This is a genomic window from Streptosporangium amethystogenes (assembly GCF_000721075.1).
In the GTDB taxonomy this organism is placed as follows: Bacteria; Actinomycetota; Actinomycetes; order Streptosporangiales; family Streptosporangiaceae; genus Streptosporangium; species Streptosporangium amethystogenes.
In genome coordinates this window covers 639,972-653,293 of the sequence record NZ_JOEQ01000005.1, presented here as the reverse complement: position 1 = coordinate 653,293, position 13,322 = coordinate 639,972, and the positions used below count along the sequence as shown (strand labels likewise).

The 13,322-nt window shown below is 70.3% G+C and carries 10 protein-coding genes; 5 read left to right on the top strand and 5 right to left on the bottom strand.

The window, feature by feature from the left end; all coding sequences use genetic code 11:
- Positions 1-104: 104 nt before the first annotated feature.
- Together IG98_RS0110735 and IG98_RS0110730 are read right to left on the bottom strand one after the other, a co-directional pair.
- Positions 105-1,301: a CaiB/BaiF CoA transferase family protein gene (locus tag IG98_RS0110735; RefSeq protein WP_030909287.1), complete on the bottom strand. Its 1,197-nt coding sequence runs from the start codon at positions 1,299-1,301 to the stop codon at positions 105-107.
- A complete protein-coding gene (locus IG98_RS0110730) occupies positions 1,298-1,930 on the bottom strand; it encodes a GntR family transcriptional regulator (RefSeq protein ID WP_030909284.1) in 633 nt (210 codons plus the stop codon). Before IG98_RS0110730 ends, IG98_RS0110735 begins: the two co-directional genes overlap by 4 nt.
- 313 nt (positions 1,931-2,243) lie before the next feature.
- Here IG98_RS0110730 and IG98_RS0110725 point away from each other — a divergent pair, with 313 nt between their 5' ends.
- From IG98_RS0110725 to IG98_RS0110710, 3 genes are all read left to right on the top strand, one after another.
- On the top strand, positions 2,244-2,930 hold the full coding sequence (locus tag IG98_RS0110725; protein ID WP_051751998.1) for a class I SAM-dependent methyltransferase: 687 nt from the start codon (positions 2,244-2,246) through the stop codon (positions 2,928-2,930).
- 634 nt (positions 2,931-3,564) lie between these two features.
- Positions 3,565-4,188, top strand: coding sequence for a TetR/AcrR family transcriptional regulator (locus IG98_RS0110715; RefSeq protein WP_084195254.1), 624 nt, complete (start codon positions 3,565-3,567; stop codon positions 4,186-4,188).
- Positions 4,185-5,702 carry an MFS transporter gene (locus tag IG98_RS0110710; protein WP_030909271.1) on the top strand — a complete coding sequence of 506 codons (1,518 nt, stop codon included), beginning with the start codon at positions 4,185-4,187 and terminating at the stop codon, positions 5,700-5,702. Before IG98_RS0110715 ends, IG98_RS0110710 begins: the two co-directional genes overlap by 4 nt.
- A gap of 96 nt (positions 5,703-5,798) precedes the next feature.
- On the opposite strand, the gene IG98_RS0110705 is transcribed toward IG98_RS0110710, so the two are convergent.
- Positions 5,799-7,013, bottom strand: coding sequence for an acyl-CoA dehydrogenase family protein (locus IG98_RS0110705; RefSeq protein ID WP_030909268.1), 1,215 nt, complete (start codon positions 7,011-7,013; stop codon positions 5,799-5,801).
- A 245-nt stretch (positions 7,014-7,258) separates the two neighbouring features.
- On the bottom strand, positions 7,259-8,209 hold the full coding sequence (locus IG98_RS0110700; RefSeq protein WP_030909265.1) for a glucosyl-3-phosphoglycerate synthase: 951 nt from the start codon (positions 8,207-8,209) through the stop codon (positions 7,259-7,261).
- Between the two features lie 132 nt (positions 8,210-8,341).
- On the opposite strand from IG98_RS0110700, the gene IG98_RS0110695 reads away from it, so the two are divergent.
- Positions 8,342-10,141, top strand: coding sequence for a hypothetical protein (locus IG98_RS0110695; protein ID WP_030909262.1), 1,800 nt, complete (start codon positions 8,342-8,344; stop codon positions 10,139-10,141).
- Positions 10,142-10,164: 23 nt separating this feature from the next.
- Here the strand turns inward: IG98_RS0110695 and IG98_RS0110690 are convergent, their stop codons facing one another.
- On the bottom strand, positions 10,165-11,634 hold the full coding sequence (locus IG98_RS0110690) for a helix-turn-helix domain-containing protein (RefSeq protein ID WP_051751955.1): 1,470 nt from the start codon (positions 11,632-11,634) through the stop codon (positions 10,165-10,167).
- 372 nt (positions 11,635-12,006) lie between these two features.
- Here IG98_RS0110690 and aceA point away from each other — a divergent pair, with 372 nt between their 5' ends.
- Complete coding sequence (gene aceA, locus IG98_RS0110685) at positions 12,007-13,299, top strand: isocitrate lyase (RefSeq protein WP_030909255.1); 1,293 nt, start codon at positions 12,007-12,009, stop codon at positions 13,297-13,299.
- Positions 13,300-13,322: the final 23 nt, after the last annotated feature.

The window sequence follows — 13,322 nt, the reverse complement described above, 5'->3', positions numbered from 1 at the left end:
CGGCTCCGGGGATGGCGGGCACCCGCCGCGCGGCGCGCGGGGGGTTCCTCGGGTGCGAGGACGCGGACGGTGGGCTGGTGGGGCATGGGGGGCTCCCTTTGGTGTCAGATGACTCCGGCGGCCGACAGGCCGATGAACTCCGCCTCCGTCAGGCCAAGGAGCCCGCGGTAGACCTCTTCGTTGTGCTGCCCGAGCGCGGGCCCGGCACTGCGCACGCTTCCGGGGGTGTCGGAGAGCTTGGGGACCACGTTCTGCATGGCCAGTTCACCGAAGTCCGGGTGCGGGACGCGGACGATGGCCTCACGGGCGGCGAAGTGCGGATCGGCGAACATGTCCTTGGCCGTGTAGACCCGCCCGGCGGGAACACCGCCCTCGTGCAACGACTGGAGCAGCTCGTCCGCGGGGATCCCCGCGGTCCAGACCGCGATGATCTCGTCAAGCTCGGCCATGTTCGCGCCGCGCGCGCCGTGGGTGGCGTAGCGCTCGTCGGCGGCCAGCTCGGCCCTGCCCATCAGGGTCGCCAGGCGGGTGAAGACGCTGTCCTGGTTGGCGGCGATGAGGATGGTGTCGCCGTCCTTGGTCGGGTAGACGTTGCTGGGCGAGACGTTGGGCAGCACGGTGCCGGTGCGCTCACGCTGGTAGCCGGCCTGCTGCCATTCGGGCACCATCGACTCCATCATGGCGAGCACCGCCTCGTAGATCGCCGAGTCGACGACCTGGCCCCTGCCGCTGCGCTCGCGCTCGTGCAGCGCGACGAGCGTGCCGATGCAGGCGTGGGTCGCGGCCAGGGAGTCGCCCAGCGAGATGCCGGCGCGCGCCGGCGGCCGGTCGGGGTCGCCGGTGACGTGGCGGATGCCGCCCATGGCCTCACCGATCGAGCCGTATCCGGCCCGGGGGGCGTAGGGGCCGCTCTGGCCGAACCCGGTCACCCGGGTGATGACCAGGCGGGGGTTGATCTCGTGCAGCCGGGCCGGGGACATGCCCCAGCGCTCCAACGTGCCGGGCCGGAAGTTCTCCAGCAGCACGTCCGCCCGCTCCACGAGCCTGATGACCAGGTCCTGCCCCTCGGGGGTGCGCAGGTCGCAGGTGACCGACTTCTTGTTGCGGGCCACGACCGGCCACCACAGCGACTGGCCGTACGGCTTCTCCCGGCCCCACTGGCGCATGGGGTCGCCCCGGCCGGGGTCCTCCACCTTGATGATCTCGGCGCCGAAGTCACCGAGCAACTGGCCGCAGAACGGCCCGGCGAGCAGCTGGCCGAGCTCGACGACCCGGATGTCTCCGAGCGGAAGGCCTCTCACGTCTTGTTCTCCTGACGACGGGGACCGAGCAGGGACGCGCGGGCGGAGAACAGGTGGGCGCGCATCACGGCCTCCGCCCATTCGGGGTCTCCGGCGCGCACGGCCGCCACGATCTCGATGTGATGGTTGACGCTGCGGCGCATGGCCTCGGAGTCGAAGGCTCCGTAGGTGCGCAGCAACACGGGCGAGTGGACCAGCGAGCTGATCGACTGGGCCAGCACCTGACTGCCACCGAGCCTGACCAGCGCCTGATGGAAATCGGCGTTGAGGCGGTAGACCGCCTCGACGTCGTGGCGGTCGGCGTGCTCGGCCAGGGTCGTCGCCAGCTCGTGCAGGCGCGCGATGTCCTGCTCCGTCGCGACGGCCGCCGCCTGCCGGACGGCCAGCCCTTCGATCCTGGCGCGCAGCTCGAAGATCGTCTCTAGATCGGCGCGGGGATACACCACGACTCTGGCGCCCTTGTTGGCCGTGATCTCGACCAGTCCCTCGGCCTGCAGCCGCCGCAGCGCGTCGCGGACCGGGGTCCGGCTGACGCCCAGCGCCTCGGCCAGCTCGACCTCACCGAGGTGGTCACCCGGCTCGTAGTGACCGCTGAGGATCAGGCCACGTAGGCTATCGATTGTCGACATGTATACACCCTTACCGAATTTTCCCCAACAATGGCACTTAAAAAGGAAAATAACAAGATTTTGCATACAACTTGGGGGCGTCGGTACGGTGACCGAGAATCCTCAACGGCTCCCTCGGCGGACCGCGCCGGAGATCGTCCCCGTACTCCCGCCGTCGCCTCCCGGTGAACGCGGCCGGGCGGCGCATCGCTGAGCTTCGCCATGCGATGCCGTCGACGACGGGCGGCCGGGCCGGGGAACGGGCATCACCCGAAAGCCACTACTTCGTTCTCCCCACCCGTGCTTCGGCGCGCCGCCGAACAGAATGGGGATCATGACCCCACGACGGATCTACGACGGCACAGGCCCTGGACCGATCACCCCGGACGGCTGCTCGGTCGAGTACTACACCACCCTCACCCCAAGGGGCGAACCCGAACTCATCCACGCCTCGATCCCGGCCGGGGCGAGCATCCTCGAACTCGGCGCGGGCGCGGGCCGGATCACCCACCGCCTGCTGGAACTCGGGCACGAGGTCGTCGCGGTCGACGAGTCGCCCGAGATGCTCGCCCACATCCGCGGCGCCGAGACCGTGTGCTCTCCCATCCAGACCCTGGCCCTGCCCAGAACCTTCGACCTCGTGCTGCTGATGTCGTTCGTCATCGAAACCTCCGACGACAACCTGCGCGCCGCGTTCCTGCGCACCTGCGGCGCGCACGTCTCCGCCGGCGGCTGCGTCATCCTGCAGCGCCAACCCCCCGAGTGGTACGACACCGTCCAGCCGTTCGAACGCGAAGCCGGCCCCGGTCGCACCGTCAGCATGACACGGATCAGCCGCCCCGCCCCCGACCTGCTCGACGCCACCATGGAGTACACCATCGGCGAGCAGCGCTGGACCCACACCTTCGTCAGCCGCCGCCTCGACGACGACCACCTGGAAAGCGAACTCAACCAGGTGGGCCTGACCATCTCCGGATTCCTGAACGACGACCGCGGGTGGGTACGCGCCACGCCTCTTTGACGCCCACCTCTCCCCGAACGACCGAATCAGAGCCGGCATCGGCCCGCCGGTGACACCGGGCACCAGGCCGCCACCTCGCCGAAGCGGTCGTCACGAGCCCCTCCGGGGAGAAGCTCCGCCCCGCCCCGTCCGCGAGCCGTGCGGCGCTCATCCGCCCGAGGCGGGGCGGGGCTCGACCCCATGGCGGCGAAGACCTCGCAGGCGGCCGCTATCAGCGCCGCCCGGTTCTCCGCCGCCCTCTTCCTCGCCTCGGCCGCCGGGGCGTCAGGTGGCGGAGATCCCCCGACTACCCCGACTACTATCCGGACCGGCCGGGCGGCAAGGTGGGCCGCTCGATCGATGTCGCGGCCTTCGACACCAAGCTGCTCGGCGACTGGTATGCCACCTCCCGCGCCAAGGACAGCATCCCGCTCCCGCTCATGACCCAGTGGCCGGCGACAGTGCTGCCGTCGATTTTGAGACGCGCGGCCTCCGACCCGCCACCCGCCGGCGCAGCGTCCCGCCGAACAAAGGCACGGCGAGCGCGGCTCGCGCGAGGAAGGAGTGCCATACCGATACGCTCGGCGACACGAGAGACTAAGACAGCAAGGTATTGTTTGAGACATCTATGTCTCAAACAATACGGAGCTGACTGATGGCTGTGAGTCGCGATCAGATCATCGTCGCCGCGATCCAGCACCTCAACCACGACCCTGCCGCGTCGATGGCCGACATCGCCGAGGCGACCGGAGTGAGCCGCGCCACCTTGCATCGGCACTTCACCGGTCGAGAAGACCTGCTGCTCGCACTCGGCCACCGCGCGCTGGATCGATGGGAGGAGGCCCAGGAGGACGCCGGGATCGAGCAGGCCGCCCGCTCCGCGGAACCGATAGTGATCACCACCGCTCTGCGGGAGATGCTGAGTGGGCTGATCGGAGAGGCCGAGGAGTACAACTTCGCACTCACCGACCTGGTGATGTCGGTGCCCGAGCTACGGGAACGCGGTGACGAACTGGAGGGCAGGGAGATCGCGCTCTACCGGGCGGCCCAGCGCGCCGGGGTCCTGCGGGCCGACCTGCCGGTGCGGTGGATCAGCAACACGGTGTACGGCCTGCTGCTCGCCGTACGGGAAAGCCTGAACCGGGGCGACGTCGCACGGCGCGACCTGCCCGGGATGCTGCACGAGACCTTCTTCCGCGGCGCCGGCGAACACGATCCTCACCCTGGCAGAGGTGAACGGCCGCCGGAGGGTGGTTCGCAGGGCGGGAGGAGGCCATGACGCGCACCTCCCACGCATCGTCGACGGAGCCCGGGGTGTCGCGGCGGCGGCGCTGGGCCGGGCTGGCGGTACTGTCGGCGAGCCTGCTGCTGGTGGTCATGGACATGACCATCCTCAATGTCGCCCTGCCCGCGATCTCGGCCGACCTGCGTCCCGGCTCGGTCGAGTTGCTGTGGATGGTGGATGTCTACGCGCTGGTGCTGTCCGGCCTGCTGGTCACGGTGAGCGCGCTCGGTGACCGATGGGGCCGCAAGAAGATGCTGCTCACCGGCTTCGCACTGTTCGGGCTGGCCTCCACGGCGGTGCTCTGGGCCGACTCGCCCGGCGAAGTGATCACGGTACGGGCGATGCTCGGCGTCGGAGGCGCCATGATCATGCCCTCCACACTGTCGATGATCCGCACCCTGTTCACCGACCCCGGGGAGCGAGCGACCGCGCTGGGCGTCTGGTCCGCGATGGCCGCCCTGGGCGGCGCGCTCGGGCCGATCCTGGGTGGGTTGCTGCTGGAGCACTTCAGCTGGCACGCGGCGTTCCTGGTGAACGTTCCAGTGATGGCGGCGGCGATCGTCGCCGGCCTCTTCCTGCTCCCCGAGTCACGCAATCCGCGCCCGGGCCGCTGGGACGTGTCCGCCACGGCACTGTCGATCATCGGAATGGTCTCCCTGGTCTACTCGATCAAGCAGTTCGGTAAGGAGGGCCCGGCCGGCATCGGTTCGTGGGTCACCCTCGGCCTCGCCGTAGTGGCCCTCACCTGGTTCGTCCGGCGCTGCCTGAACCGCTCCGACCCGCTGCTGGAGATTCGCCTGTTTCGCAGCCGGCCGTTCACCGCGGGCACGATCGCCGCGCTGAGCACGTCGACCGCGATGGCGGCGATGATGTTGCTGATGGCGCAGTGGATGCAGCTCGCAGGCGGCTACTCCCCGCTGGAGGCCGGCGTGCGGCTGCTGCCGACCGCACTGGGCGCGCTGGTGCTGTCACCGCTGGCACCCTCACTGGCGGCGCGCGTCGGAACCCGCCCAGTGCTGGCCGGAGGGCTGGTGGTGTCCGGGCTGGGATTCGGCGTGCTGTACGCCGCGCCCGTCACCTATCCATGGATCGCCGTGTCGCTGCTGCTGATCGGGCTGGGTATGGGCTCGCTGGCGATCGCCTCGGCGGTCATCATGGCGGGTGCACCGCCGGAGAAGGCGGGCAGCGCCGCCGCGATCGAGGAGACCAGCTACGAGCTGGGCGGCGTACTCGGCGTCGCGGTGCTTGGCAGCGTCGCCGCCGCCGTGTACCGGGAGGCGCTGCCGGCCGCCGCGGGTGATGCCGCCCGCGAGTCACTGGCCGCCGCGATCGAGGTCGCCCGCCAGACCGGAGCCACGGGGGCGCATCTGGCCCAGCAGGCCAAGGCGGCGTTCACCTTGTCGTTGGAGATGACCGGGCTGGCCGGGGGCGTGCTCATGCTCGCCGCCGCGCTCGCCGTCTGGTGGCTCGTCCCGCGCGACCTCGACGTCACCGCCGGGCACAACTGATGGAATGGGGTCCCGCCGCGGCGCCCGCCTTACCGGCACCGATGGACCAGTGACGGACCCGAGATCCAAAACGCCTTTCAGCAGAAGCAGGCATCTTCAGCGAACGGGCAGGCCGGTCACGGCGCGGCCGATGATCAGGCGCTGGATCTCGCTCGTCCCCTCGAAGATGGTGTAGATCTTGGCGTCGCGGTGGAAGCGCTCGACCGGATGGTCGCGGGTGTAGCCGGCCCCGCCGAGGATCTGGATGGCCTGGTCGGTGACCCAGACCGCGGTCTCGCCGGCGACCAGCTTGGACATGGAGCCCTCGGCCTGGCCGAAGGTGCGGTTGTTGCGGGCCATCCAGGCGGCACGCCAGGTCATCAGGCGGGCGATGTCGACGCGGGTGGCCATATCGGCCAGCAGGAAGGCGATGGCCTGGTTCTCACCGATCCTGCGGCCGAACTGCTCGCGCTCGCGGGCGTAGTCGCGGGCGTACTCGTATCCGGCGCGGGCGATGCCGACGGCCATCGCCGCCACCGAGGGGCGGGTGGTCTCGAAGGTCCGCATCGCGCCCTGCTCCCCGGCCCGCTCGCCGGAGCGGACGCGGGCGAGCCTGGCGTCGAGCTTCTCCCTGCCGCCGAGCAGGCAGGATCCCGGCACGCGCACGTTGTCGAGGACGACCTCGGCGGTGTGGGAGGCACGGATGCCGTGTTTCTTGAACTTCTGGCCCATCGACAGGCCGGGGGTGCCGGCCGGGATGACGAAGGACGCCTGGCCACGGGTGCCCAGGGACGGGTCGACGGAGGCGACGATGACGTGGACGTCGGCGATGCCGCCGTTGGTGGCCCAGGTCTTCACGCCGTTGAGGATCCAGTCGTCGCCCGAGGGGACGGCGCGGGTGCGGATGGCGCCCACGTCGGAGCCGGCCTCGGGCTCGGAGGCGCAGAACGCTCCGAGCCTGACCTCCGAGGGGGTGCCGAACATCTGCGGGAGCCACTCGCCCAGCTGCTCGGGGGTGCCACTGGCCGAGAGGGCCGCGGCGGCGAGGCCGGTGCCGACGATGGACAGGCCGATGCCCGCGTCTCCCCAGAAGAGCTCCTCGAAGGCCACGGTCAGGCCGAGCCCGCTCGGCTCGAACCACTGCTGGGCGAAGAAGTCGAGGGAGTAGAGCCCGATCTTGGCGGCCTCCTGGATGATCGGCCAGGGGGTCTCCTCGCGTTCGTCCCATTCGGCACCGGCCGGACGGACCACCGAGCGGGCGAAGTCGTGCACCCAGTCACGCACCTCGCGCACGTCGTCACTCAGCTCCGGGCAGAAGCCGCTCTCGCTCATCGTGCATGCCTCCTCAGCGTGCGTTACCAACGGTAACACCCAAACTTTACCGGCGGACGGACCGCTCCGCGCAACCGGCGGACCGCCCCTTCTCCGGCACCGGCCGGCGAACGGCCCCGCTCCCGGAGGTCTCGTTCACCGGCGCCGAGGGGCCGTCCATCGCCGCGGGGGAATACCGCCGGGCCACGTGCTCCCCGGCATCGCGAGCTCCGTACGCCGCCCGGGATCACGCTCGTACGGCGTGGTCAGCGAGCGGCGCGGTAGGCGGGAACGGTGATCATCGGCGGGCGTTCGGCGACGGCGACGTCCCGGACGCTCATCTGGTGGCCGCTCGCCCCCCGGCGGAACTGGGCCAGGCGCGGAGAGGGGCTGTGCAGGGAGACCATCATGTTCTGGCGCTCCAGGCGCGACCAGGAGGTCTGCAGGATCTGGGCGGCCATCCCGCCGAGCGCCTCCGTCGACTGGTGGGAGTGGACCCGGCGGCCCAGGTCGACCTGGGCCAGGGCGTCGAGCCCGGCGAGGTCGAGCAGATCGATCAGCAGGCCGAGCTCCACACCGTAACCGGTGACGAATGGCACGCTCTCCAGCACGGACCTGCGCCCGGCGTACTCCCCGGCGAGGGGCTGTACGAATCCGGCCAGCAGCGGCCAGTGCAGGTTGAGCAGCGGACGCGCGACGAGCTCGGTGACCCGGCCGCCGCCGCTCTGCACGTTCTGCAGAGGCCGGTCGTAGCAGCCCTTGACGTAGACCACCGTCTCGTCGGCGAGCAGCGGGCCGAGCAGCCCGGTCACGAAGGACGTGCGGAACTCGCGCAGGTCGGCGTCGATGAACACGAGCAGGTCACCGGAGGTGGCGGCGAGGGACTTCCAGAGCGCCTCGCCCTTGCCGTCCAGCGGTTTGAGGTCGGGCAGGACCTCGTCCTGCGAGATCACCGTCGCTCCGGCGCGCGCGGCACGTACCGCGGTGTCGTCGACGGAGCGGGAGTCGATGACCACGAGCTCGTCGACGAGCGGCGCGGCCTCCATCAGGTCGTGGCGGATCGCGGTGACGATCTCCCCGACCGTCTCCTCCTCGTCGCGCGCGGGCAGCACGACGCTGATCGTCGTCTCACCCTTGGCTCTCAGCAGCTCCGGCAGCGACCAGTCGCCCGAGGATGAGGTGCGCTCGCGTAGCCATGCCTCGGCCTCAGGCAGCACAGCCCACCCTTCCCATCACCTCGGTACTTACGGATATCACCTTATGTGGCGCTGATTCCGCACAAGTACCGGCTCCCGTCCTCACCGCACAGGTGGGAAGATCAGTCCTGTCCGGCACGAGGAGGGGAAGGCATGGACCCGGTAGCCGTGCTGCGGGCGGCACGCGCCGTTCGCGACGAACTTGACAGCTTGATGGGTGGTGCCTCCACGGAGCTTCGCGACCGGCTGGATCCGCTGCTGGCCGAGGCCGGCAGCCGGCCTCCGGGGCAACTGGCCGACGCGATCGTCATGCTGGTCGCCCAGTACGGCCCGGCCTGGAGCCGGCTCTCCGCGTTACTGAACCTGGACCACGGCCTCGCCACCGAACAGGTGGTCCCCGTGCTCACCGACACGGGCCCGCAGAACCTGGGCGGGGCCGCGTACGGTGGCGGATACGACGACCTGCCCCCCACCGGTGCCATGAGTCTCGACTGGACGCGCCCCGACCAGGCGCCGTCGTCCGAGACACCGCAGGCACCGTCCCCGCAGGCACCGCCGACGCCGGCACCGCCGACGCCGGCCGCCAAGGGCCGAGGCCCCTCGATGCTCGACCGGCTGACCGGGGCCTTTCGCAGGCGGCGCGGGGACGCGCCCGCCCCGGCGCCCGAGTCCGGGTGGGAGGGGATCCCGCTGATCGAGGCGCCAACCGAGTCGGTCTCGGGCTGGGGCACGGAGGTGTCGATCGGCGTCGCCCCGGGCCGGGGACAGGACGGCACCGTGGCACCGCGTGAACCGGTCGAGCTGGACATCCAGCTCGTCGCCGAGGGCTTCGACGCACCGGGCGGGTGGCAGGTACGGCTGCGTGTCGACGCGGCGTCGCCCTACCCCCGCGCGACGGTCGGCCTCGTCGCCCTCGCGCAGCAGGAGCCCGAGGTCGCCCGGCAGATCCAGGCGATCTGTTCGGTGCGCGGCCAGGTGGTCGGATTCGGCCTGCGCTCGATCACGCTGCACGGCTCGCCCGGCCGGCTTGGCCGGGAGGAGCCGCCCGAACCGGTCGCCGGCACCCGGATCCGTCCGGCCCTCGTGGGCGAGCCGGCGGACGTCACGGTGGCCATCGTCCACGGTGACGAGCCGGGACGGCTGTGGTGGACCTACCGGTCGCCGCACTTCGTCACCCCCGACCGGGCCGAGCTCTGCGACCTCGGCATGCGGGCCTCGGAGTTCGGCCGGCAACTGACCGGGCAGGGTCGCCTCTCCGAGGAACTGGGACGGAAGGTCGGCTCGCGCGTGCCCAGGGGGTTCTGGGAACTGCTGAACGCGGTGGCCGGCCGGGTGGCACCGCGCCGTCCGAGCGTGCTGATCCTCTCCCAGGAGCCGCACGTGCCCTGGGAGCTGGCCGTGCTGGAGCATCCGTACGACCCGTCGCTCCCCCGCTATCTGAACTGCCAGACGGTGACCGGCCGCTGGCCCCTCGGCGGCCGTCGCCCCGAGCTGCCGCCCCCGGTGAGCGCGCGGGCGGATCATGTCGCGGTGGTGTACGACGAGGCGCAGGCGCACCCGCTGGTGACCGAGTACGGCGCCACGCAGGTCTCCTCCGCGCTCGGTGACGTCCTGGGCGTACTCGGACAGGGGCCGGACATCGTCCACCTCACGACCTGCGGATCCGCGGCCGAGGCGCTGGGCCGTGACCTGGCCGGCGCCCCGTTCGTCTTCCTGGAGGAAGCGGGGGACGCCCAGGCGTTCCTGCTCGCCGGTGCGAGCGGGGTCGTCGAACCGCTCTGGCCGGTCGGCGGGGGCCTGGCCCGGGACTTCTACCGGCGCTGCTTCACCGGTGAGCCCCCGGCCGAGGTGCTGCGGTCCATGCGCGCTCAGGCCCCCGACAGCGCGGGCGCCTACCGGTTCCACGGCCACCCGTCCCTGACGCTGCGCCGGACGCCCCCGCCCTCGAAATGAGCCACCGTGCCCGGATCACGTGCTCAGTGGACGGCGTGGCGCTCCAGGAAGGTGTAGACGTCGGCCTCGTCGACGCCGGGGAAGGACCCGGGCGGCAGCGCGGCCAGGATGTGGGAGTTGCCCCGGGCCGAGGGCCAGGCGTATCCCTCCCAGCGCTGGGTCAGCTCGGCGGGCGGGCGGCGGCAGCAGTCGCCGTTGGGGCAGTCGGACTTGGTGCGACTGGTGGTCTCGCGCCCGCGAAACCAGCGTGACTCCCGGTAGGGGACACCGAGGGTGATGGCGAAGTCACGCTCGCGCGACGGGTCGACGTGGGCGACGCAGAAGTAGGTGCCGGTAGGCGAGTCCGAGTACTGGTAGTAGACGGAGAAGCGGTCGGGCGACAGGAAGACCTGGCGCCCGGACCACTGCAGGCACATGCGCTGGCCCTCGATCGCCCCCTGCTCGTCGGCGGGGAAGACGATGCCGTCGTTCTCGTACGCCTTGTAGATGATCCCGCCGGCGTTGTTGCGGACGAAGTGGCAGCTCAGGTCGAGAAAGTGGGTGGCCAGATTGGTGAAACGGTGCGCGGCCATCTCGTAGGAGACGGCGAACACGTCGCGCAGGTCCTCCACGCTCAGCGCCCGGTCCTTCTTGGCCTCCCTCAGGTACGGCACGGCGGCAGTCTCAGGCACCAGGATGGCGGCGGCGAAGTAGTTGGCCTCGGTCCGCTGGCGCAGGAAGTCCGCGAAGTCACGGGGCTTGTGGTGCCCGAGGGAGAGGTGGCCGAGGGTCTGCAGCAGGATCGTGCGGGGGGTGTGCATGCCGACCTGCTCGTGCTTGACGTAGATGCGCCGGTTGCGCAGGTCGGAGATGGAGCGCACGGTGCGCGGCAGGTCCTGGACCGTCTGCACGGTGTAGCCGAAGTGGCTGACCAGCGCCTGCACCGTGCTCTGCGACAGCGCTCCGGAACGGTAGCCGACCGCGGCGAGCGCCTCGGCGGCGGCCCGCTCGATCTCCGCGAAGTAGTTGCCCTGCTCGCGCTGCTTGCGGCGGAGCTCGGCGTTCGCGGCACGGGCCTCCTCGGGGGTGGCGGTGCCCTTGGCCTGGCGTGAGCGCAACTCCCCGTAGAGGCCGAGGATGTGTTCGAGCACGTCGTTGGGGACGCGCGCGGAGACCTTCAGCCTGGCCAGGCCGAGCCCGGCGTACAGGGGGTCGCGCTGCGCCTCCTCCAGGGCCATCTCCAACTGCGCCCGCCGGTTGGGCGCCTGCCTGCGCAGTAGTTCCTCGATCGGCACGCCGAGCGCGGCGGCCAGGGACTTCAGCAGCGACAACTTCGGCTCGCGCTTGCCGTTCTCCAGCAGGGACAGCTGGCTGGGCGCGCGGTTCACCCGTTCGCCCAGGTCGGACAGGGTGAGACCACGCTGCTTGCGCAGGTGCCGGAGACGCTGGCCGAACGCGATGAGATCGAGCTCCTGCGTCAAGGAAAGCGGTTCTTCACCCACCAAAGATGCCATAGCACGATGCTAAACGAAATTTCCTAGGAAATTTCACAGCCTCGCGCGCCACCTGGGAGAACGCCGCCGCGACCTCCGGGGCGCCGCGAAGACCGGCACCGCGGTGACGGCGCTGGCCGGCCGATGGTGACCTCGGGGCGAAATCCCGGAACGGCGGTCTCCGGCGCCCCACGACCGGCAGGCCGCAAAGCGCACTACCGAAATTGGTCTAGTCCATAGCGAAAACTATGAAATTCTTCCCATCTGAATACCGATGAGTATTGATGATAGGGGAAGAATCTTCATTCTTTCGTTGGAGTCGGCCTTGTTCGACCGTTTTGTCGGGGCACACACTCGGAGTAAGGCACCCAGGGGACGAAAAGGAGTTACACCATGAGTGATCGCCTCAAGGGAGCCGCAGACGAGCTGCGGCGCGAGTGGGAGACCAACCCTCGCTGGAAGGGCACCGAGCGGACGTACACGGCCGAGGACGTGGTTCGACTCAGAGGGTCCGTCCAGGAGGAGCACACTCTCGCCCGGCTCGGCGCCGAGCGGCTGTGGGACCTGCTGAACACCGAGGACTACGTGCACGCCCTTGGCGCGCTGACCGGCAACCAGGCCGTGCAGCAGGTCAAGGCCGGTTTGAAGGCGATCTACCTGTCAGGCTGGCAGGTCGCCGCCGACGCCAACCTCGGCGCGCAGACCTACCCCGACCAGAGCCTCTACCCGGCCAACTCGGTTCCGGCGGTGGTTCGCAGGATCAACAACGCGCTGCTGCGCGCCGACCAGATCACCTGGTCGGAGGGCGACCAGGACGCGCCGCACTGGCTGGCGCCGATCGTGGCCGACGCGGAGGCCGGCTTCGGCGGCGTGCTGAACGCCTTCGAGCTGATGAAGGGCATGATCGCCGCAGGTGCCGCGGGCGTGCACTGGGAGGACCAGCTCGCCTCGGAGAAGAAGTGCGGCCACCTGGGCGGCAAGGTGCTCATCCCCACCGGCCAGCACATCAAGACCCTCAGCGCCGCCCGCCTGGCCGCGGACGTGCTGGGTGTGCCGACCCTGGTCATCGCGCGGACCGACGCCCAGGCCGCGACGCTCCTGACCACCGACGTCGACCCCCGCGACCAGGCGTTCACCACCGGCGACCGCACCGCGGAGGGCTTCTACCGGGTCCGTAACGGCGTGGACGCCTGCATCGCCCGCGGCCTGGCCTACGCGCCCCACTCCGACCTGCTCTGGATGGAGACCTCCACCCCGGACCTGGACGTGGCCCGTGAGTTCGCCGAGGCCATCAAAGCCGAATACCCCGACCAGATGCTGTCCTACAACTGCTCGCCCTCGTTCAACTGGAAGAAGCACCTGGACGACTCCACCATCGCCAAGTTCCAGCGCGAACTCGGCCACATGGGCTACAAGTTCCAGTTCATCACGCTGGCGGGCTTCCACTCGCTGAACCACTCCATGTTCGACCTCGCCAGGGGCTACGCCGAGGACGGCATGACCTCCTACGTCCAGCTCCAGGAGGCCGAGTTCGCCGCCGAGGCACGCGGCTACACCGCCACCCGCCACCAGCGCGAGGTCGGCACCGGATACTTCGACCTGGTCAGCACGGCCATCGCGCCGGACTCCTCCACCACGGCCCTGAAGGGGTCGACGGAGGAGGAGCAGTTCGCAGAGGCTCACTGACTCTCCGGACCGAGCTCGCCCAG